This window comes from Streptomyces lateritius (genome assembly GCF_014649715.1).
Lineage (GTDB): Bacteria > Actinomycetota > Actinomycetes > Streptomycetales > Streptomycetaceae > Streptomyces > Streptomyces lateritius.
The window spans coordinates 266,603-288,113 of sequence record NZ_BMTO01000006.1; the positions used below are offsets into that span (position 1 = coordinate 266,603).

The 21,511-nt window shown below is 69.0% G+C and carries 18 protein-coding genes; 5 read left to right on the forward strand and 13 right to left on the reverse strand.

From position 1 onward, the window contains the following. The first annotated feature begins 139 nt into the window (after positions 1–139). Complete coding sequence (locus IE136_RS14380; protein ID WP_189600511.1) at positions 140–1,330, forward strand: threonine synthase; 1,191 nt, start codon at positions 140–142, stop codon at positions 1,328–1,330. On the opposite strand, the gene IE136_RS14385 is transcribed toward IE136_RS14380, so the two are convergent. Then, a complete protein-coding gene (locus IE136_RS14385) occupies positions 1,302–1,784 on the reverse strand; it encodes a cupin domain-containing protein (protein ID WP_158990049.1) in 483 nt (160 codons plus the stop codon). The genes IE136_RS14380 and IE136_RS14385 overlap by 29 nt on opposite strands. Before the next feature lie 107 nt (positions 1,785–1,891). Between IE136_RS14385 and IE136_RS14390 the strand changes: the two genes are divergently transcribed. Beyond that, entirely contained in the window at positions 1,892–2,320 is a 429-nt protein-coding gene (locus IE136_RS14390; protein WP_158990047.1) for an ester cyclase, read from the forward strand. A 71-nt stretch (positions 2,321–2,391) separates the two neighbouring features. Next, positions 2,392–3,006: an antibiotic biosynthesis monooxygenase gene (locus IE136_RS14395; RefSeq protein WP_158990045.1), complete on the forward strand. Its 615-nt coding sequence runs from the start codon at positions 2,392–2,394 to the stop codon at positions 3,004–3,006. Here IE136_RS14395 and IE136_RS14400 read toward each other — a convergent pair. Beyond that, positions 2,981–3,604 (reverse strand): hypothetical protein, encoded by a 624-nt coding sequence (locus tag IE136_RS14400; protein WP_189600512.1) that lies wholly within the window; start codon positions 3,602–3,604, stop codon positions 2,981–2,983. The genes IE136_RS14395 and IE136_RS14400 overlap by 26 nt on opposite strands. A 149-nt stretch (positions 3,605–3,753) precedes the next feature. On the opposite strand from IE136_RS14400, the gene IE136_RS14405 reads away from it, so the two are divergent. Beyond that, the gene (locus tag IE136_RS14405; RefSeq protein WP_189600513.1) at positions 3,754–5,097 is read left to right on the forward strand and encodes a pectate lyase family protein; all 1,344 of its coding nucleotides are present in this window, start codon (positions 3,754–3,756) and stop codon (positions 5,095–5,097) included. Between the two features lie 436 nt (positions 5,098–5,533). On the opposite strand, the gene IE136_RS14410 is transcribed toward IE136_RS14405, so the two are convergent. The 6 genes from IE136_RS14410 to IE136_RS14435 form a co-directional block, all read right to left on the reverse strand. Next, positions 5,534–5,713, reverse strand: coding sequence for a lysine biosynthesis protein LysW (locus IE136_RS14410; RefSeq protein WP_158990039.1), 180 nt, complete (start codon positions 5,711–5,713; stop codon positions 5,534–5,536). A gap of 333 nt (positions 5,714–6,046) precedes the next feature. Beyond that, a complete protein-coding gene (locus IE136_RS14415; RefSeq protein ID WP_158990037.1) occupies positions 6,047–6,220 on the reverse strand; it encodes a hypothetical protein in 174 nt (57 codons plus the stop codon). 32 nt (positions 6,221–6,252) lie between these two features. After that, positions 6,253–9,222 (reverse strand): AfsR/SARP family transcriptional regulator, encoded by a 2,970-nt coding sequence (locus tag IE136_RS14420; RefSeq protein ID WP_229818839.1) that lies wholly within the window; start codon positions 9,220–9,222, stop codon positions 6,253–6,255. A 189-nt stretch (positions 9,223–9,411) separates the two neighbouring features. Then, on the reverse strand, positions 9,412–10,170 hold the full coding sequence (locus IE136_RS14425) for an SDR family NAD(P)-dependent oxidoreductase (RefSeq protein ID WP_189600515.1): 759 nt from the start codon (positions 10,168–10,170) through the stop codon (positions 9,412–9,414). Between the two features lie 1,125 nt (positions 10,171–11,295). Further along, complete coding sequence (locus tag IE136_RS14430) at positions 11,296–13,248, reverse strand: FAD/NAD(P)-binding protein (RefSeq protein ID WP_189600516.1); 1,953 nt, start codon at positions 13,246–13,248, stop codon at positions 11,296–11,298. Positions 13,249–14,039: 791 nt separating this feature from the next. After that, positions 14,040–15,179: a fatty acid desaturase family protein gene (locus IE136_RS14435; protein ID WP_189600517.1), complete on the reverse strand. Its 1,140-nt coding sequence runs from the start codon at positions 15,177–15,179 to the stop codon at positions 14,040–14,042. Between the two features lie 260 nt (positions 15,180–15,439). Between IE136_RS14435 and IE136_RS14440 the strand changes: the two genes are divergently transcribed. Then, entirely contained in the window at positions 15,440–16,630 is a 1,191-nt protein-coding gene (locus IE136_RS14440; protein WP_158990027.1) for an ATP-grasp domain-containing protein, read from the forward strand. A gap of 74 nt (positions 16,631–16,704) precedes the next feature. Here the strand turns inward: IE136_RS14440 and IE136_RS14445 are convergent, their stop codons facing one another. Genes IE136_RS14445 through argC form a run of 5 tightly spaced genes read right to left on the reverse strand, consistent with a single transcriptional unit; the run spans position 16,705 to position 21,449 of the window. After that, complete coding sequence (locus tag IE136_RS14445; RefSeq protein ID WP_158990025.1) at positions 16,705–18,012, reverse strand: sulfate adenylyltransferase subunit 1; 1,308 nt, start codon at positions 18,010–18,012, stop codon at positions 16,705–16,707. Then, positions 18,013–18,951: a sulfate adenylyltransferase subunit CysD gene (gene cysD / locus IE136_RS14450; protein WP_158990023.1), complete on the reverse strand. Its 939-nt coding sequence runs from the start codon at positions 18,949–18,951 to the stop codon at positions 18,013–18,015. It lies immediately after the preceding gene. Between the two features lie 14 nt (positions 18,952–18,965). Then, complete coding sequence (gene cysC / locus IE136_RS14455) at positions 18,966–19,526, reverse strand: adenylyl-sulfate kinase (RefSeq protein WP_189600518.1); 561 nt, start codon at positions 19,524–19,526, stop codon at positions 18,966–18,968. Beyond that, the gene (locus IE136_RS14460) at positions 19,523–20,395 is read right to left on the reverse strand and encodes a [LysW]-aminoadipate kinase (protein ID WP_189600519.1); all 873 of its coding nucleotides are present in this window, start codon (positions 20,393–20,395) and stop codon (positions 19,523–19,525) included. Before IE136_RS14460 ends, cysC begins: the two co-directional genes overlap by 4 nt. Positions 20,396–20,417: 22 nt before the next feature. Then, complete coding sequence (argC, locus tag IE136_RS14465) at positions 20,418–21,449, reverse strand: N-acetyl-gamma-glutamyl-phosphate reductase (protein WP_189600520.1); 1,032 nt, start codon at positions 21,447–21,449, stop codon at positions 20,418–20,420. Positions 21,450–21,511: the final 62 nt, after the last annotated feature.

Below are 21,511 nucleotides of genomic sequence, written 5' to 3' on the forward strand. Positions count from 1 at the left end.
GGAAGGCAGGGACATGTCAAAAGGACGTGAGGTGTCCACGCCGTTTCGAATATCCGGCTGCCGAGCGAAAGATTGGCGGATCCATAGGAATCGCACAAGGGTCCTGAGCGCCCCGCAACACGCGCGCCACGCGCCTGCCATGCTGGCGCCCATGACGCCCTACGTGTGCCCCCGCTGCGCCGTCAGCGCCCCCGCTGACGCCCTCACCTGGTGTTGTCCGCGGTGCCGTGGCCCCTGGGACCTGGATTTCACGAGTGCGCCGATGTCACTCACGTCCCTGGCATCACGTGTGAATTCATTGTGGCGTTACGAGGAGGCGCTGCCCCTGGCGACCGAAATCCCTCATGTGACGCTCGGCGAGGGCCGCACCCCGCTCGTCCCGCTCACCGGCTCGGCCGCCGGTTCGGGCACCGGCTCGGGCACCGGCTCGATTTGGGCCAAACTCGACTTCCTCATGCCGACGTTGTCCTTCAAGGACCGTGGCGCGGTCATGCTCGCGGAGCTCGCCCGCCGTCTCGCGCGGGCCGGCGGCGTGCGCCGCGTCCTCGCCGACAGCAGCGGCAACGCGGGGACGGCCATCGCCGCGTACTGCGCACGGGCAGGCCTCGACTGCGCCGTCTACGTACCGGAGGGCACCTCCGCCAAGAAGCTGGAACAGATCCGGGCCCACGGAGCCCTGCCGACGCTCGTCCCCGGCGACCGGGAGGCCACCGCGCGGGCGGCCCGAGCGGCCGCCGACGAGCCCGGCACCTTCTACGCCTCGCACGTGTACAACCCGCACTTCCTGCACGGCACGAAGACGTACGTCTACGAGCTCTGGGAGGAGCTGGGCGGCCGGCTCCCCGACACGATCGTGGTCCCCGTCGGCAACGGCACCCTGCTCCTGGGGGCCGCGCTGGCGGTGGACGAGCTCTACCGCCACGGCCTCACAGAGACCCGCCCGCCCCTGGTCGCCGTCCAGGCCGAGGCGGTGTCGCCACTGGCCGCGGCCTTCCACGCGGGCGCCGACGATCTCCTGGTGCCGGCGGCAGGCGCCCAGGCGGCCGCGCGCCACACCATCGCCGAGGGCATCGCGATCCCGAACCCGCCCCGCGCCCGCCAGATCCTGCGGGCGGTCCGCGCGTCGGGCGGAACCTTCCTGACCGTGACGGAGGATCAGCTCCGGGCCGCCCAGCAGGATCTGGCCAGGCGCGGCCTGTTCGTCGAGTCGACCGGCGTGGCCTGCTGGGCGGCTGTACGCGCGGCGCCGCGGCCCGGCCTGACCGTCGTACCGCTGTGCGGGGCGGGAGCGAAGACCGGCCTCAGTCCGTCCAGTACGTATCGTGCTTGAGGAAGAACGCGGTCCGCTCCTCGTCGGTCATCCGCGCGACCGTCCCGACCTTCTCGAAGTACTCCTCGCGGGGCGCGCCCGGTGCGAAGAGGATGAGGAAGGAGGCGGGGTCGTCGGAATCGTTGCGGAAGGCGTGCAGGCCACCGGTCGGCACGTAGAGGAAGTCGCCCTTCCGCGCGTCGACCCACCGCTCTCCGTCGTAGAGCCGGACGGTCCCGTCGAGGATGAAGAAGCTTTCGGAGATCGTCTTGTGGAAGTGGGTGGAGGGGCCGCCGGCCTTCGGGGTCATGTCGACCCGGTAGAGCCCGAACTCGCCGCCGGTCGAGGCGGTGGTGGCCAGATAGTGCGTCTGCGTCCCGTTGGCGACGGTGAGCTCGGCGGGGGCTCCGGCCGGTCGGAATGAGGCACTGATCTCGCCCTTCTCGCCGTGGTAGCGGTCTGCGGGGTAGGACATGATGATCTCCGTTCGTCGCCGTCGACTCTCGGCCACGGCCCCATGGTGAGAAAATAGGGGAACCGGACAACAGCACATCGCCCGGATCCGAACCCTGGAGGTGGATCATGGGAGAGGCACGCACGCTCATGGATCGTCTGACCGAGGCGGTGACCACGAAACCGGACATGGAGGTCGTCGCCGGCCTCTTCGCCGAGAACGCGGAGGCGGTCACCCCGGACGGCGGTGAGCTGGAGGGTCGCGATGCCATCGTCGCGTACTGGCGGTCGATGACCGAAGCGATGACGGAGACTTCGTTCACGACCCTGTACACCTTCGACACCGACGACACGGCCATCGACGAGGGCGTCTTCAGCGGCCGGAACACGGGCCCGATCGAGCTTCCGACCGGCGAGACCCTGCCCGCCACCGGCAAGGAGATCCGCATCCGGGGCGTCGACCTCGCCCAGGTCGCGGACGGCCGGATCGTGAGCTATCGGCTCTACTTCGACCAGATGGAGTTCCTGGGCCAGCTGGGGCTGCTGCCCGAAGCGTAGACGGCACGCACGGCGGCCCCGGAGACGACGCACGCGCGCGTGGGGGCCACCGGACGAGAGGACGAGGCGCCATGTACGTTCGCACGATCTACACCACAGGAGATCCGGCCAGACTCGACGGCGTGGCCGAGGCACTCAGCTCCGAAGGCCGTCGCCTGCTGTCGGAACAGCCCGGCTTCCGCGGCATGGGGATCTTCGTCGACCGCGACCTCGGCAAGCTCCTGGTGGGCTCGTGGTGGGAGGACGAGGAGTCCCGGGACGCGAGCTTCGAGCGCCTCAGTGAGCGGCGCAGCGAACTGCTCTCCCCCTTCGCCCGCACCGTCGCGGTCGACAACTGGGAGGCCCCGGTCGCCCGCCGTGCGGAATCCCCCGGCCCGGACGCCCGCTTCCGCTTCGTCCGCCTGGAGGTCGACCCCGCGGACGTGGACCTCCTGGTGGACACCTTCAAGAACACCGCCCTCCCCAAGATCGAGGGCATCCCCGGCCTGGCGGGCACCTCCCTCCTCGTCGACCGCGCGAGGGGCCGCGCCGCCGTGGGGGCCCTCTTCGACGACCAGGCCTCCCTCACGGCCTCCCGGGCCACACTCGCGGAGGTCCGCGGCGAGACGACCTCGAAGGCGCGCGTGGTGACGCGAAGCCTGGAGGAGTTCGAAGTGGTCCTCACGACGGTGGTACCGCACCCCTGACCTCGCGCGAAGTTCCGCCGACCTCCGGAGGGCGCACCTCCAGGATCGTCGCCGTCCCGCCGGCGACCGCGGTCTCGTACAGCGTGATCCGGTCGCCGGGGGCGAGGTGTCTCCACCGCGTCGGCGTCAGGGGCAGGAGGCGAACCGGAGCCCGGGCGCCGGGCGCGAGGCCGGGAGCGAACTCGACCCACACGCGGGCGATCGCCAGGTCGGATGCTCCGTCTTCCCGCCGGTTGCCGATGTCCCACATCGGCCGCAGCACGCCCGCGCCGGGGATCGGCGTCCGCCGGAACGTCTCCCCGGCCGGGCGGAGTACGAGTTCGGCCCGGATGAGCCCCAAGCGGGTCTCGGCCTCCCGCCACCAGCACCACTCCCGGCTCCGTTCGAGCCCCGTCATCTCCGCCGCGCGCCCCAGCGCCTCCCAGAAGCCCGGCGGCGCCGTCCATTCGTCAGCCAGCTCCTCCAGCAGGTCGAGCGCCACTTCCCACTCGTCGTGCGCGAGGTAGTGCCAGACGTCGGACACCGTGATGTCGTTCTCGGTGGCCACGCCCTCGGGCACCAGCAGCGAGGCGGCCTCAAGCATCCCTACGACATCCATGCGCCGAGTATGGATCAGCGGATGAACGCCTCCGGCGACATCGCGTGGCAGGAAAAGCGGAGGAGAAAACCCGCGCACGCGGCAACCATTCGCGGGTCGGCGGCCACTGACAGGGCGTAACCCCGTTCTTCTCCCTGTAAGGAAGCCCCGTGGCTGCTCGCTCCCATCGCCGGTCCCTCCGTTCCCGTCGTGCCGCCGTCGTCTGCGCGGCTGTCGTGGCCGCAGGCGTCAGCGCTGGTGTTGTCGTGATGAACGCCAACGCCGGGACCGTCGACCTGTACCACCAGACGCTCACCGCCAAGGACGGCTGGGCGTCCTCCGGTACGGGGACCACCGGTGGCACGAAGGCCGACGCCGCCCACACCTTCACCGTCTCCACCCGTGCGCAGCTCGTGAAGGCGCTGGGCTCGGTCTCCGACACCACGCCCCGCATCATCAAGATCAACGGCATGATCGACGCCAACACCGATGACAGCGGAAAGAAGCTGACCTGCGCGGACTACGCCCTCGGTACCGGCTACTCACTGTCGGCCTACCTCAAGGCCTACGACCCGGCCACCTACGGCCGCTCCAAGCTGCCCTCCGGCACCCAGGAGACGGCACGCGCCGCCGCCCAGGCCAAGCAGGGCAAGAACATTGTCTTCAAGGTCCCCGCCAACACGACAATTGTGGGCGTCCCTGGCACGAACGCGGGCCTTGCCGGGGCCATGCTCCAGATTCAGAAAGTGGACAACGTCATCGTCCGCAACCTGACCTTCGCCGCCACTGAGGACTGCTTCCCGCAGTGGGACCCGACCGACGGCGACGACGGCAACTGGAACTCCAACTACGACTCGGTGTCCCTGCGCGGCGCGACCCACGTGTGGGCGGACCACAACACGTTCACCGACGCGCCGCACTTCGACAGCGCCAACCCGAAGTACTTCGGCCGCGAGTACCAGATCCACGACGGCGCCCTCGACATCACCAAGGGATCCGACCTGGTGACCGTCTCGCGCAACCAGTTCACCAACCACGACAAGACGATGCTGATCGGCAGCAGCGACACCGACAGCGTCGGCAGGCTGCGCGTCTCCATCCACCACAACGTGTGGAAGGGCATCATGCAGCGCGCCCCGCTGGCCCGCATCGGCCAGATCCACATCTACAACAACCACTACGACGTCACGCCCCTCAACGGGTACACGCCGCAGTACAGCATCAACTCCCGTGCCAAGGCTCAGGTCGTCGCGGAGAACAACTACTGGAAGCTGCCGTCCGGCGCGAAGGCCGCCAAGCTCCTCAGCGGTGACGGCACCGGCTCGGTCAAGGGCTCCGGCAACCTCGTCAACGGCACGGTGACCGACCTCGTCGCCGCCTACAACGCCGCCTCGTCCAAGGACCTGAAGACCACGGTCAACTGGACCCCGACCCTCACGGCGGGCCTGGAGGCCTCGGCGAGCAACCTGCCGACGTCGCTGGCGACGACGACGGGGGCGGGCGTGCTCAAGTAGCACCCGAGACACGCGAGGGCCGGGAGACCACGAGCCCCCGGCCCTCGCGCACCCATGCCGCGCGGTCCGCCGCGCCACGGACTTGAGGGGCCCGGGATGCGTTCCCGGGCCCCTCACGGCGTCTGCCGGGCAACAGCCCACAGGACGGTTCACGCAGGCCGCATGACTTTGTTATGGAGCCTACGAAGACAGGCGCGTACGGTGCCGGCGGTCATCGGTAGTGGCGAGCAAAAGTCCCTGGCGCGCCGCGTGTTCTCGACACACCGGTCACGTTGCTGCGACCGATCATCAGCGACGTGATGAACGTGGCGCCGTCCTTGTCAGATGCCCGTCAGCGACGAGAAGTCGTTGTGCCGAACAAGGTGGGCACCTGATTCGGGCAGGTCCTTCGTCGCGGCGAACGCGACGTCGCCGGCCGACTCCACGGTGATCACCGTTACTCTCCCCAGTCCTCTTCGACCTCGGGCGCGAGCGCGAGCACCACGGGGCTCAGCGCCACGATCTCCAGCTCGATTCGACAGCCCGCGCACTCCAGAATCTCGTTGAGTCGCACCGAATCGCCGATCTGCACCGACTCCTCGCACTCCGGGCAGGCGTGCGCAATGGCCGTGGTCATGAGATGTGCTCCTTCCGATCGGTCAGCCTTGGTCTCCGCAGCAGCAGAGGCGGCCAGATCTTTGTAACGACCGGAGATATCCACCGGTTCGCATATCCCTTTTCTGACGGAGGACATCGGAATGCCCTTCAGGAGGGCATCGGAATTCCCTTCAAGCGACCCACCTGGTTGACGCACCGTCTTGGGCCCAAACCTAGTCCGGCCATTCAAGTCTTTCGTCCGCGTCGCAACTACCCTGAGCGTGCGGGTCAATGACCGGTTCACGTGCCGGGTAATCACGCCGACTATTCCGGTCGGCCCGGTCACGGCCGGAGCACGAAGGCGCGCAGGGGCTCAGTCGTTGCCGTGGTTGTCGCGCGGCTCGCCAACGATCCCGGCCGGCACCTCGGCGGCCGGGGCGTGCTGCCGGACCGTCGCCGACGCCTGAGCGGCGTAGGAGGCGGTGGAGCAGCCCGGCAGCGCACTGAGAACGAGGACCGAGGCGGCGGACAGAGCGATATGGCGCATGGGCTGACTCCTTCGGAGAAGCCGATCAGGGCTCACCGTGCGGTCTCCGGCACGTTCATGAGAGAGAACAGGTCATCGGCGGCTGAGCGGTGCTTCCGGGCCAGCTCCCACTGCCCCTGGGTCTCGGCGGTGCGGGCGAGGTCCCACAGCGCGCACGCCTCGTCGTAGCGCAACTCCATGCGGCAGGCGATCTCGTGGGCCAGCAGCTGCTGAGCCCGCGCGAGCTCCAGCTCCCCCTGCGCGTACCGGACCCGCCCCACCGTGAGGTGCACGCTGGCGCGGTGGATGTCGTCGGTCCTGCTGGTGGCCTTGGTGAGCGCATGCTCGGCGCTGAGCGCCGCCTCCCTCAGCTCCCCCATACGCGTCAGCACGTCGGCCCTGCGGGCGAGTACGAGAGGCAGCACCGAGGGCATGCTGATGCGCTCACATCGTTCCAGCGCCGCGTCGGCCCGGTCGAGCGCCTCCTCCAGGCGGCCCAGACCCTCCATCGCCTGGGAGAGATTGCTCAGCGCGTCCACGGACAGCTGGATCTCCTGGATCGAATCGAAGATGGACAGCGCCTGCTCGGCCGACTCCGCCGCCTCGTCGAAACGCCCCAGGCGCACCTGGATCAGGCTCAGCATGCTGAGCGACGAACCGCCGAGCCGGGTGAGGCCGAGCTCCTTGGCGCGCCGGCTGACCTCCTGGTTCAGCTGCAGCGCGCGTTCCAACTCCCCCATGCTGTTGTACGCCTGTCCCAGCCGGGCCTGGCACGCAGCCTCGCTGTGCTCGTCCGACATCTGCCGGGACAGTTCCACGGCCTCCTCCAGCCGGGCGATCGCATCGCTCAACTGCCCGAGGCGCCACTTGCCCATGGCGAGATTCGTCAGGTTCAGCCGGGTCAGGGACAGGTCCCCGAGTTGTTTCGCCGCGCTCACCCCCTTCTCCAGGGCCGCGTTCGCGCTGGCGTCGTAGGCGCGGACGCTGGAGTGGAAGCCCAGCTCGCGCGGCAGCCGCGCGGCGTGCCACAGCAGGCCCTCGTCATACGCGGCGTCCACCGCCGCCAGCATGCCGTCGCGATGCTGGTCGAGCCACTGCAGCGCCTTGTCCTTGTGGGCGAACTCCGTGCGGACCCGGCCCTCTTCGCCACCCTCGCCCACGCTGCGCCGACCGGGGAACAGCGTGTCGCCCGCTCGCTCCGCCATGTGCACGTAGTGATCGAGCAACCGGCGCACCGCCTGCCCGACCTCCCACGCCTGCTCGCCCTGCGCGACCCGTTGGACGAAGCTGCGCACCAGGTCGTGCAGGGCGTACACCCCCGGTTCCCTGGCCTCCAACAGCCTCACGTCGACGAGCTCTTCCAGTACGCCCTCGGCCGTCAGGACATCGGTGTCCAGCAGTGCCGCGGCTTCCTCGGTGTCCAGATAGCGTCCGGGGTGATGTCCGAGCAGCAGGAAAGCCGTGCGCTGGTCATCGGGCATGGACTGGTACGACAGCAGCAGTGCGCTGGCGACCCCCCTGCCTTCACTGGTGAGTTCGTCCAAACGCCGGTTGTGGTCCCGCAGTCTTTCGACGAGGCGCCGAATGGTCCAGTGCGGACGGTTCGCCAGCCGGGCTGCGGCGATCCTGACCGCCAACGGCAGCCCTCCGCACAGACGCAGCAGCTCACGGGCCGCGTCCGACTCGTTCCGGACGCGTTCGCTCCCCAGCGTGCTCAGCAGGATCTGGTGGCTGTCCGACTCCGACAGAGCGCCCACGGAGAGCCACTCGGCTCCGTCGAGACCGGTCAGCCGAGGACGGCTGGTGATCAGGACCAGACTGTCGGACGAGGCGGGGATCAGTCCCCGCACCTGCTCGGATGCGGCGGCGTTGTCCAGGAGCAGCAGCATGCGACGTCCCCGAATGTACGACTGCCACCGCGCGGCACGTCCCGCCGGCACCGTGGGGATCTCGTCGCTGGGAACGCCGGCGGCGGCGAGCAGGTCTCCTTGGGCGTCGAACGCGCTGAGCGGCGTCTTGCCGGGCGTGAAGCCGTGCAGATCGATGAAGAGGCTGCCGTCCGGATACTGCTCGGCCAGTTGATGGGCGGCGCGGACGGCCAGCGCCGTCTTGCCGCTGCCGCCCATGCCGTCGAGAGCCAGGACCGTCGGCACCCGCTTCAGGGCACGTTCGACCGCATCGCAGACCCACTGCAGCTCGGCGCTGCGGCCCGAGAAGTCGCGTACGTCGAAGGGGAGCGCGTACGGGGCCTCGGGCGGTTCGGCCGAGGCGGGGGACGGGGGGCGTTCCGGGCGGGTGAGCGACCGGTCCTGGCGCAGGATGCGTTCGTGCAGCTCGGTGAGCTCGATCCCCGGATCGATGCCGAGCTCATCCGCGAGGTGCTTTCGGGCGCGGGCGAACTCTTCGAGGGCGGCCGCCTGTTGGCCCGAGCGATAGAGGGCGAGCATCAGCCGGCTGCGCAGCGTCTCGCGCAGCGGGTGCTCTTCGACGAGGGCGCGCAGCTCGCCCGTTGTCCCGGCGGCCTCGCCCGCGGCTATGCACAGATCGTAAAGCTGCTCGGCCGCGGTGAGTCGCTGCTCCTCCAGGGCCGCCGAGGCGGCGTCGATCACCCGACCGCCGTCACCGGACAGCACCGGTCCTCGCCACAGGGCCAAAGCCTCGCGAAACCGTGCGGCGGCCCGCTCCGGCTCCCCTGCCTCCAGCGCCCCCCTGGCCTGGCCCAACAGCTGCTGATGGCGCAGCAGGTCGAGCTGCTCGGTGTCGACGACCGCGCGATATCCGGGCCCGTCGGTGACGATGATGTCCGGTCCGCACGGAATGCGACTGCGCAGCTTGGCCACGACCTTGCGCACCTGGTGCTCAGCGCTGTCCGGAGGTTCTTCATTCCATCCGGCCGCCACCAGACGGGAGACGGGCACGACGCGTCCGGCCTCCAGTAGCAGCATCACCAGAACGCGCCGTTGCAGAGCTCCGCTGACCAGCACGGGTTCACCACCGCTGTGGACTTCCAGAGATCCCAGCACGGCGAACTCCGGCCTGCGACTTACGCCGTCCTGATTACGCCTCGACGTCGCAGCCTGCACCCCTTACCCTCCCCCCGGACGGAATACCCGCTACGCGAGAGTAGATCATCTCGTGCAGCGCATCACTAGATACTGCAACAGGGGGCTTTTCGAGGGAGGCGTTCTCGCGCAGGTGGTGCCGGCGCCGGACTAGGCCTGGGCCGGGGGGCGCAGGCGCAGGCCGTGCATGCCGTTGTCCACGGCGAGCACGGTGCCCACCGAGGCGGTCGACAGTGGGCTGGCCAGGTAGGCGATCGCGCCTGCGACCTCGTCGGCCGTCACCAGACGCCCCGTCGGCTGGAAGGCGTCGAGGGCGGCCCGGGCGGCCACGGGGTCGGCCGTGTGCTGGAGCGACCGGTCGATCCACGGGGTGTCGGCGGAGCCGGGGGCGACGCAGTTGACCCGGATACCCTCGCGGACGTGGTCCGCCGCCATGGCCAGGGTGAGTGCGTAGACCGCCCCCTTGCTCGCCGAGTAGAGCGCTCGCTGCTGCACCCCGGCCCAGGCCACGATCGAGCAGGTGTTGACGATCGCCGCGTTGGGCGAGCGCCGCAGGTGCGGTACCGCGTGCCGGGTGATTCTGACCATCCCGATCACGTTGACGTCCAGTACCCGCGCCCACTCTTCGTCGCTGTTCGCGGTCACGTCCCCGACCGCGCCGATACCTGCGTTGTTCACCACGACGTCCAGCCTGCCGAACCGCTCGACCACCGCCGCGACGGCGGCCTGGACCTGGGCGTCGTCGCTGACATCGGCCTGGACTCCCAGTATGTCGTCGGGGAGTCCCTCCGGCTTCAGGTCGAGAGCGGCGACCTGGGCTCCCCTGCTGCTCAGCAGCTTCGCAGTGGCCAGACCGATTCCTGACGCACCGCCGGTAACGATCGCGACCAGTCCCGTGAAGTCACTCACTAGTTCTCTCCTGCGCATTTCGGGGTATTTGGTGATCAGAGAAAAAGAACCAACGCAACGTCGGAAATTCGATCCAAGACTGCTCAAGTCCTGAACCTAGCCCGGACATTCACTCCTTTCATCCACGCCCTGATTACCTTGAATGCTCGGAACGCCAATCTGTGCACTCGCCGGATGATCACGCTGACCATTCCTGCCGGCATGCTGGTGTACTCGGCGGTGCGGTCCCGCATTCGCTCGGCCGGGGCTCGGGCCTTGGACTTCGCCCCGCTGCCGGAGTAGGGGTTGGCGGAGATGCCGCACAACGCCGCGTGCTGGTGGCGGTCCCGGAAGGCGGTGAGGGTGGCGGGGCCGGTGCGCTCTGGCCGGCGGCCGCCGCGTCGGCGACAGCCGTCTTCGCCTCGATCAGCACGTCGATCACGGCTTCGGCCCCAGGTGGCGTCGCGTCGGGTGTCCTCGTTCACGGCGATGAGTTCGCGCAGCACGTGCGCACCGCACAGAGCCTGGCTGTCGCCGTAGACGGTGCAGGAGGCGAGGGCGTCGGTGGCCGGGGTGCCGGTGAAGGCGGGCGGCCGGGACATCCTCCGGCGCCGGGGCCGCCGTGACGTGTCCGCACCCGCATCGGGCCTGGTGCAGCCGGTGCCCGGTCACCTTCGGGACGATCTCGGCAGGTCGAAGACCTGCCGGACGCGATAGCCCGAACTCGCCTCCTCGGACGGTCCGTTCCCGCAGCCGGCACACACGGCCGGACGGTGATGGACGATCCGGTCCGGGGCGGCGACCTGCGCCGGGCTGCCGCCCGGATCCCCCTTGGCCCGCCAGGCTTGCGCCCCGTCGCCTTCCGCAGCGACTCCGGCGCCGGCTTCTTTGCGAGTACCGGACCACCACGACGGCTACACACCCGGTCACCGCAGTTCACACGCCGTCCGAAACAGTCACCCGCCCGCGTCACCGGCGGCGAAGTCCGACCCGCAGTCGGCGCACTCGGCCGGAGCAGGCCGCACGTACCCGCGTGGGCGCGCCTGGGCAAGCTCCGCCACACGCAGGCCGCCTCCTCGCAGAGCGCGGCCGGCCGCCGCACGATCTGCTCCATCGGGGGCGCGTCAGCCCGTCAATCGAACCAACTCAATCAAGGTCACGAGAGCTGTGAGTGGCTCCTTCGCGTCGGCACATTTCGTGGAGCGCAGCACGAGCGATCATGTCGTTCTGTCGGAAGAATGCATCATTACTCCGCGGGGACGGGAACCGGCCGGATGCCAGCACACTCCCCGAAAACAGGATTCCTGCCCCGAAGCGACTCTCGTGGGGGGTTCCATCAGCACGCTTCAGGCGATTCAAAGAATCGGTATCGATGAGACCCGCGGTATCGATGAGACCGGTGGGATAACGGTCGCCGCCGTCGGGGGCCGAGTGGATCTCTTCCCTGATCTCATTGCGTTGGATGAGCTTGCACAGCAATGGGTCGTTCACGCGACGCATTGTCCGCTCTGGGAGGCGGGCCTCGATGAGGGATCGGGCTGCGATCGATACGTTTACGTTGCTTGACCGCGCGTGGAAGAGCCCCTCGTGGGCGGTCACCGTCATCTCCGAACCAAGGAATCTGACGATACCGGCACGGGTCAGGGCAAGCAGCTCCTCCAGCCGCGGTCCAGGCGGTCCGCTGGTGAGAAATCGGCACAAATCAAGGAACGTGGGCAGATCGTGCTCCCATGAGGCGGGAGAGAGTCTTTCTTCGCCGACGAGTTCGACCAGCCTGGAGAAGGCAGAGCTCAGACCGTGCAGCATCGCCAGACTCGCGCTGTAACGAGGATCGCGCCCGCGTCGAACTCCTGTAGCGATGTAATTGATCATCCAGTTCTGCAGGGTGTCCAGGTCGGGGAAGTGGCGACCGGTCAGCGGATGGGCCGTTTCCTCCAGGTCGATCCGGTCCTCGTCGAACCGCACTGCCTGATCGACCAGCTCCTTGAGTTCCGGTCCGTCCCAATCGAGGGTGTCGAGGCGGTGAATAAACTGACGAGCGTCGATGTCCAGGAGTTCTTGGTGCGATTCGGCAAGCTCGCGATAGCCCGCGTGGGTGACTTCACGGGCAATCAGCGGCCAGATGTCCAAGGCGAAGTCCAGGGGGCGGTCGCCGAGGGCGGCCACGGCCGCGGCGTTGAGGTGGCCGAACGGCTCTGGGGGTGATCCGGTCAGGCTGTAGTGCATCTTCGACCAGTACGGTACGCCGCGCCGCGAGCCCACGAAGAGGACGGGTTCATCACCGGAGGGCTCGTAATGCAGCTCGCCGGAGTTGTCACGATGGAATGTGCCGCCGCGTCCGGAGGTCAGCAGCACGGCGGTGTCAATGAAACACAATCCAAGCCCACGTACGATCACCGGTTCTCCGGCGGGTATCCGGTCAAAGCAATGATCGACGGTCGATCCCGATGGCAGATAACACAGGTCATGGGCGGCGGCGTATTCCGTCAGACGCACCTCTTCCGCATTCGGCGCGGCATCGACGTTGCCTTGTGCGAACAGTACGATGTCCGCGTCCACCGGGGGAAGGCCGTCCGCCATGACAACGCGTTGCCGGCCAAGAGGAAGGTCGTGCACATCGACGGCCCGGCCTACATGTGAATGGACCCGTACCTGGGGCATGCCGTTCTTCGCCGACTGCCAGAATACCCACGACAGATAGTCGCTCTGCGTCTGACGAGTAGTGAACCAGCCGTCCTTCATCCTCCTCGCCTCGGCCGACGTGGAGGGAGAGAGCCGGAATCCCGGGGGCGACGACAGGCTGCCCGTGGCCAGCTTCTGGGCCCATTCGCTGAGCGTGGGACCGGAGACGATCGGACCTTCGCATTCGACGGTCTCGTCGGTGAACATTGTGCAGTCGTCGGATGTGGTGTTCATCCACAGCAGCGGTGACTGCTGGGACCGCCAGATGCGACCGCCCCCTGGCGGATAAGGATCAATGACGTGGACGGCGATCGTCCGGTCCGGCGCACACTCGGCGGCGTTGGCGATGAGACGTTCGAGAAGTGAGGTGCCACGTGGGCCGGCACCGATGATCGCCACTGTCAGTGTCCTGGTCATATTCCGCTCCTACGCCTCGCTCAGGGTTGGGTCATGTCGCATGCGATTGGCTGACGCGTCACAGTTCCGGCGCGAATGGTTCTGTCGCGAAGAGTGGCGATGAGTCGGCTCCTCACGGATGTCACGGCCCGGGAAGCCCTGCTCGGCCCGTTCCAGGGGTGACCCGTGGCAGGCAGGTCTCATTCATGTGACCGACTGGCACGATCATCAGTGCAGAACCACTGAACGAGCGGTACGGCGAACCCGCCAGATGACAGAATTTCGAGTGTGTTCCGTTCCGATTCAGGGAACATGGCCAATTTCCTGAATTGATGGCCACCTGGATTGAAATGCGAGATTAAATTCGTATTCGGGCTCTGCGCATCCGCGTCAAGTTCATTTGCAAGGACGTGCCGCGCTGACTCTTCTTTGCGCGTGTACACGTTTCGCTTACCCGCGCACACACCTGGATCACTGCCCTGAGATGGCGGAGGTCGGGGGTGGCTGAGGCCGATGCCGCCGCCGTACACGGCAGGGGGCTGTCGAAAAATGTCGCGGGAAGGGCACGACACGGTGGCCGCCTTGCTGAAGCCGAGGGCTTCTCGTTGCAGGGCACCTCGCGCAAGGCCCTCGGATGGGAGTCTCACCCGGCCGGACGGCCCGTCCAGGGCCGAGCCCACGACTCCCCGGGAAGGGCGCACATGAGGGGGTGCCGTACGGGAGCCGTGCCATCCGAAGCGGCCGGAGCCGGAGTTGACGGACGTCGACTCCGGCTCCCGGCCGCATCACCGACGAATCGGGGGAAGGCAGCGTCAGCCCGTCACGCCCGTCAGCTGCGTACCGGACCGCGGCGCCAGAGCGGCGGGCGCGGAGGAGGGGTCGGCCGCGAGCATCATGAGCTGGGCGAAGGTCGGGTTCGACCCGGCGGGATCACCGCCGGCCTGACGCCACTGGCGGTACTTGGCGGCGTAACTGATGACGGTCTCCTTGCCCTTGCGCGAGCGGGGGCGGGTGAACGCGCCGGCCCACAGGCCGTCCCACGCGGCGTAGCCGGGGTCCTGCAGCATGACCCGGTGGGCCCGGCCCAGATTCCAGTGCGGTATGCCGGTGTTCAGGTGGTGCACCAGGTGGTACCGGTCGTTGTGGCGGCTGATCAGGAACCACTCCAGGAACCGGCCGTGGCGATTGCGGGTCAGCAGCACCGGCTGCCGCTCGCTCTCCGGCATCGGATAGTGCTCGGCCAGTTCGGCGAGCCAGCCGATGGCCGCGTTGGTGGTGAACAGCGGGACGAACCAGAACAGGGCCAGCTCCGGCAGCCACCCGAACCAGACGCAGACCCCGACGACGGCCGTCCACTGGGCGAGCAGGACGACGCGCTCGACCCACAGCGGCACCGGTACGGAGACCGTGACCTGGGAGGCGTCGAAGAAGAGCCGCTCGCGGGCCACGTAACGGATGTAGCTGAAAGCACGCAGTCCGAGGGCCGACAGCACCAGGTGCTTGTAGAAGAAGTACCGGTCCGAGCGCTCGGTGTCGTACAGCCCGCACTCGACGTGGAAGCTGTAGTCGGGATCGTTCTCGGCGTCACCCAGGTTGCGGTGGTGGTTGCCCACGTGCGAGCTGCGGTAGGGGCCGAGCAGGTGCCACACCAGGTACCCGGAGAGCACCGTGCCGCCGATCAGGTTCAGCGTCTGGTTCCGGGCGAGCACCTTGTGGGACGACTCGTGCAGGAAGTGGGCGAGGAAGCGCTGGGTGGAGCCGATGACGACCAGGGCCACCGGATAGAACCAGTACGAGCCCGCGACGCAGAGAGCTACGGAAGCGGCGATCAGTGCGTACTCGAAGAGAATTGCCAGCGGGCCGTGGTAGTTGTCGAGCCGACAGAGCTCCCGGAGTTCTTTTCGCACTCCGGGAGCCAGCCGGTCGAAGTTCAGTTGCTCTATTGCGGACATGCCCGTCCTTCGGTCTGTACGCACTGTGCAATGCGTTCTTTCGGATGGAGGGAGACGCCGGACGGCGTCGTCTGACGGACGCTATACGCGCATGTCTCCCGGCACGTCTGCGGCAGGTTTATCCACAAGGGTGCATGGCATTTACCGGACTCGCCCACGACTAGTCATCTCGCTTATTCGGTCCGGCCTCCTCCTGTGCCAGCATTGACGCCCGCGCGTAATCAAACACTCCTTCTCGAAAGCCTCCGGAGGTCCGCGACATGAAATCCGTGCTCATCCTCTCCTGGATAGCCATCGGCAACGTGCCCGCTGCGGTCGAGGAGCTCCGCACCCGCGATCTGCGACCGGTGCTGGTCTCGAACCTGCCGGACGACCCCAACGCCGGCCTCTGCGACGACCACATCGTGTTCGACTGGGACAGCGAGGAGCTCTCGGCCCTCACGGCCCGGATCGACGAGCGCGGCATCGTGCCGATCGCCGTCGTCAGCATGATCGAGAAGCTGATCGAGTGGAACATCGCGCTCACCACGCACTACGACCTTCCGGGCGGTGGCACCGGCCGCGCCGTGCTGGCGAGCAAGACCCTGGTCCGGGAGCACATGCGGGCCCTGGGACTGTCCGGGATCAAGTTCACCGGCGACCCGAGGACCGTGGACTTCTTCCCCGCCATCGTCAAGCCCGCGCGGGAGTCTTCGGCCTCGTACCTGGTCAAGCGGGTGGACGACCGGGCGGAGCTGCTCGCCCACCTGAAGCACCTGGAGGAGTCCGGGGCGGGCGGCGTGGAGCTGATCGCCGAGGAGTTCCTGCCGGGCACCGAGTTCTCCGTCGACGGGCCCGTGCTGGACGGCCGCTTCCACCCCCTCCTCGCCGTCGAGAAGCCCGACCACGACGACGTCAAGCACCATGACGCGGGGCTCGAGTTCCACCCGCCCCAGCAGGATCACGTGCGAGAAGGAGTGCGGGTCCTGTGCGAGGCGATCAACAAGCTGTGCGCCGACCGCGGCCTCGACCAGCTCTGGCTGCACTTCGAGGGCCGGAGCTCGGAGGACGGCCGGACCGAGCTCGTCGAGATCAACCTCCGGGCCGGCGGCGGCGAGATCCCGCGGTCCATCCAGGAGCTCTACGGCATCGACGTGTTCGCGGTGATCGTCTCCATGGCGCTGGGCGAGTACGCGCCGCAGGAGCTGCCGGCCCTGCGCGAGCGGCCGATGATCGGCTGGATGGACGTGGAGGCCGAGGAGATCGGCACGGTCGAGGTCGTCACCACCGAGGACGAGCTGCTCGCCCTGCCCGGCGTCCTCCACGTGCGGCTGACCAACGGATTCCGGGTCACCCGCCTGGACATGGAGAACTTCTTCCTCACCTTCGCGATGACCGCCGACTCCGTGGACGAGCTGCGCGAGCACGCGGCGCGGGTCCTCGACACCCTCGAATACAGCGTCCGGCCGTAACCGGTCGCCTCGTCAACCCGGAAGCCCGGTCCACCACCCGCAGGGTGTGGTGGACCGGGCTTCGTTCATGTCGCTCAGCTGTCCGCCGCGACCATGCCCGCCGTCAGCGTGCCTCCGTCGACCTCGTCGACCAGCAGGAACGAACCGGTGCGCCGGTGGTCGGCGTAGTCGTCGAGCGGCAGCGGCGAGGCCGTGCGCAGCGTGACGCGGCCGATGTCGTTGGCCCGCAGGGCCCCCGGGCCGGGCAGGCGGCGCAGCGTCTCGAGATCGAGCACCGAGTCGAGCGAGCGGACCAGGGCCTTGACGACGGCGGTGCCGTGGCGCAGCAGGACCCGGTCGCCGGCGCGCAGCGGCCGGTCGGCGATGTGGCAGACGGTCGCGGACACCTCCTGGGTCACCCGCGGGGCCTGCTCGACCGCGGCGATGAGGTCGCCGCGCGAGACGTCCACCTCGTCGGCCAGGCGGATCGTCACCGACTGGCCGGCGTGGGCGGCGTCGACGTCGCTCTCGCCGAGCCGGTCGATCCCGGCGATCGACGTCCGCTTCCCCGAGGGCAGCACGAGCACTTCGTCGCCCGGACGGAACACTCCTGAGGTGATCTGGCCCGCGTAGCCGCGGTAGTCGCGGAACTCGGCGCTTTGGGGTCGCAGGACGTACTGCACCGGCAGCCGAGCCGCGGAGCCCGAGGCATCGCGGTCGGCGTCGACCGTTTCCAGGTGTTCGAGCAGCGTCGGGCCGGTGTGCCAGTCCATCCGCCCGGACGGGTCCACGACGTTGTCCCCGCGCAGGGCGCTGATCGGGATCGCCGTCACAGCGGATACGCCGAGCGCCCGGGCGTACTCCGTGAACTCGTCCGCGATCCGGGCGAAGCGGTCCTCGGCGTAGCCGACGAGATCCATCTTGTTGACGGCCAGTACGACGTGCGGCACCTTCAACAGTGCGGCGACGGCGGCGTGCCGGCGGGTCTGCTCGACCACGCCGTGGCGCGCGTCCACCAGCACGACGGCGACCTGTGCGGTCGACGCGCCGGTGACCATGTTCCGGGTGTACTGCACGTGTCCCGGCGTGTCGGCGAGGATGAAGCGGCGCTTGGGCGTCGCGAAGTAGCGGTAGGCGACATCGATCGTGATGCCCTGCTCGCGCTCGGCGCGCAGCCCGTCGGTCAGCAGCGCGAGGTCCGCGCTCTCCAGCCCGCGCTCGCGCGAGACCCGCTCGACGGCGTCGAGCTGGTCGGCGAAGACTTGTTTGGTGTCGTGCAGCAGTCGGCCCACGAGCGTCGACTTGCCGTCGTCGACCGAGCCGGCCGTGGCGAGTCGGAGCAGCGATCCCGGCTGCGTGGCGTCCGTGTTCTCGGCCGCGAGCGGCACCGTAGGCGTGTGCATCTAGAAGTACCCCTCGCGCTTGCGATCTTCCATGGCCGCCTCGGACAGTTTGTCGTCGGCTCGGGTCGCGCCGCGCTCGGTCAGCGTCGAGGCGGCGATCTCCGCGATGATCTCCTGCAGCGTCACGGCGCCGGATTCGACGGCGCCGGTGCAGGACATGTCGCCGACGGTGCGGTAGCGCACCCGGCGGGTCTGGACCGTCTCGCCCTGGGCCGGCCCGCCCCAGGCGCCGGCGGTGAGCCACATGCCGCCGCGCAGGAAGACCTCGCGCTCGTGGGCGAAGTAGATCGAGGGCAGCTCGATCCGCTCGCGCTCGATGTACTGCCACACGTCCAGTTCGGTGAAGTTGCTCAGCGGGAAGACCCGCACGTGCTCGCCCGGGCTGTGCCGGCCGTTGTACAGCGACCACAACTCCGGGCGCTGACGTCGCGGGTCCCACTGCCCGAACTCGTCGCGCAGCGAGAAGACCCGTTCCTTGGCCCGGGCCTTCTCCTCGTCGCGCCGTCCGCCGCCGAAGAGGGCGTCGAAGCGGTGCGTGCTCACGGCGTCGAGCAGCGGCACGGTCTGCAGCGGATTGCGGGTGCCGTCCGGCCGTTCGCGCAGCCGCCCGTCGTCGATGTAGTCCTGGACCCGTGCCACGTCCAGCCGGACGCCGGTCCGGGCGACGGCGCGGTCGCGGAACTCCAGCACCTCGGGGAAGTTGTGCCCGGTGTCCACGTGCAGCAGGCCGAAGGGTATCTTCGCGGGCCAGAAGGCCTTGGCGGCGATGTGCAGCATGACGATCGAGTCCTTGCCCCCGGAGAACAGCAGCACCGGGTGCTCGAACTGGGCCGCGGCCTCGCGGAAGATGTGCACCGCTTCGGACTCGAGCGCGTCAAGGTGGCCCGGCAGCGCCGAGCGTGGTGGGCGCAGCGCGCCGGCGGTGTCGACAACGGTCATGTCAGTCTCCTTCGTCACAGTCCCCGTGCAGCGAGCAGCGCACGCACCTGCCGGACCGACTCGTCGATCGTGTTGTGTTGCGTGTGGATGCGCAGATCGGGGTCGACCGGGGCTTCGTAGGGGTCGTCCGCGCCGGTGAGACCGCTGATCTCGCCCGCTGCCTGCCTGGCGTAGAGGCTCTTGACGTCCCGGTCGGCGCAGATCTCCACCGGAGTCGCCACGTGCACCTCCAGGTAGCCGACGCCGCGCGCCACGTGCAGGTCCCGCACCGCGGCGCGGGACTCCGCGTAGGGGGCGATGACCGGTGCCAGCACGGTGACGCCGTGCTCGGCGAGCAGTCGGGCCACGAACCCGATCCGCCGCACGCTGGTGTCCCGGTCGGCCTTCGAGAATCCGAGGTCCGGAGAGAGGGCGGCGCGGATCTCGTCACCGTCGAGCACCTGCACCCGGTGTCCTTCGGCCGAGAGCTGCTCGGCGAGGCCGACCGCGACGGTCGTCTTGCCCGCGCTCGGCAGCCCGGTCAGCCAGACCGTGCCGCCCTGCCACCCGGCCGGCGTGCCATCGGCTTCGCTCATACCCGGATCGCCTCCTCGCGTGAACTGCCGTCGGCCGCAGGTGCGTCGGCGACGTGCACGGTGGTGCCGGCCCCCGCGAGTGCCCGGCTCACGGGATCCGGGGTGCGTCCGTCCGCGATGCGCACCGTGGTGACCCCGCCGGCCAGCGCTTCGCGGGCGGCGATGAGCTTGAGCGCCATGCCGCCGGTGGCGGACGGGTCGGGCGCGCCGCTGGGGGCGATCCGGACGCTGCTCCGCACACTGGTGGGATCGCCGGGATCGGCGAGCACACCGGGTGCGCCGGTGAGCAGCAGCAGTTGGTCGGCCCCGAGGGCGGTGGCCAGTGCCGCCGCGGCCCGGTCGGCGTCGACGTTGACGGGCTGATCGTGCTCGTCGATGGCCGGAGGTGAGACCACCGGTACGTAGCCGGCCCGCAGCAGGGTCAGGGGGAGTTCTGGGTGGACGGTGGCGATCCGGCCGCTGTGGTTGTCGCGGACCAGGACGGTACGGCCGTCGACGACGGCACGGACGGCGGCCTTCCGACGGGCCCGCAGCATGCCGCCGTCCATGCCGGTGAGGCCGACCGCGGGCACGTGGTGGCGGGCGAGTTCCGCCACCAGCCGGGGCTTGACCGCACCGGCCAGGGCGAGGACGACCACGTCGAGGGTGTCCGGGTCGGTGTAGCGGGTGGACACGCCGTCCGGTGCGACCAAGGTGCGTTGCGGGACGTCGAGCCGGCCGGCCAGCCGGCCGATCTCGCCGGAGCCGCCGTGGACGAGCAGGATGGAGTGGCCCTCGTGGACCAGGCGGGCGATGTCGGCGCAGATGCCTGCGGCGTCGACGGCGGGGTTGCCGCCGCATTTGACGACGGTCAAGGGTTGGGTGATCACGCTCTCTCCGGTTCGGCCGGGGCTACAGCGGGTGCAGGCCGGGGAAGGTCAGGCCGAGGGTCTCGGGGAGACCCATGCGGACGTTGAGGCACTGCACGGCGTTGCCGGCACCGCCCTTGACCAGGTTGTCCAGGGCGCCGATGGCGCTCAGCCGGCCGGTGTCCTCGTCGAGGGCGAAGCCGACGTCGCAGAAGTTCGACCCCAGCAGGATCTTCGGGTCGGGGTAGCGGTAGATGCCGCGCTGGTGTGCGACGACACGGACGAAGGGCTCGGCCGCGTAACACTCACGGAAGGCCCGGCGCACGGCCTTGGCGTCGGCCCCGGGGCGCAGGGTGGCGTGACAGAGCGTCTGGGCTCCGCGGACCGCCTCGACGCCGGTGGCGGTCATCGCGGTCGGCAGGCCGAGGTGCCGGGAGATCTCGGCCTCGTGCCGGTGCCGGGTGGGCGCGAAGACGCGCATCGCACCGCTGCGTTCGGCGTGCAGGTTGGCCGGGCCGGCCGTCGCGCCCGAGCCGCTGGAACCGGTCTTCGCATCGACCTGGGCGCCTCGTTCGAGGTCGATCAGGTCGTGCGTCACCAGGGGGTGGAGGGCGAGCACGGCGGCCGTGGCCATGCAGCCGGGAACGCTGATCAGGTCAGCGGTGCGCAGGCGCTCGCGGTAGAGCTCCGGCAGGCCGGGAACGAAGTCGCCCAACAGCTGCGGAGCCAGGTGCTCCTCGCCGTAGTAGCGCCGGAAGACCTCGGTGTCGTCGAGCCGGAAGTCACCGGTCAGGTCGAGGACGACACCCGCCCGCGAGCGCCACTGCTCGATCTGGGTCATCGCCACCCGGTGCGGCAGCGCCAGGAACACCGCGTCGCTCTCCGGGGTCTCCTCGGCCGAGCAGAACGCCAGATCGGTGACGGAGCGCAGATTGGGATGCACACCGTCGATCCGCTTTCCGGGGAAGCGGGACGATACGGCGCCCACCACCTCCACCTCGGGGTGCCCCAGCAACAGCCGCAGCAGTTCCCCGCCGATGTAGCCGGCCGCACCGACCACCGTCACTCGCAGCACGGCCACGCCCTCCTCACCAGCACATTTCGAAGCGCCACCACCACGTCCTCCAGTTCGAACGG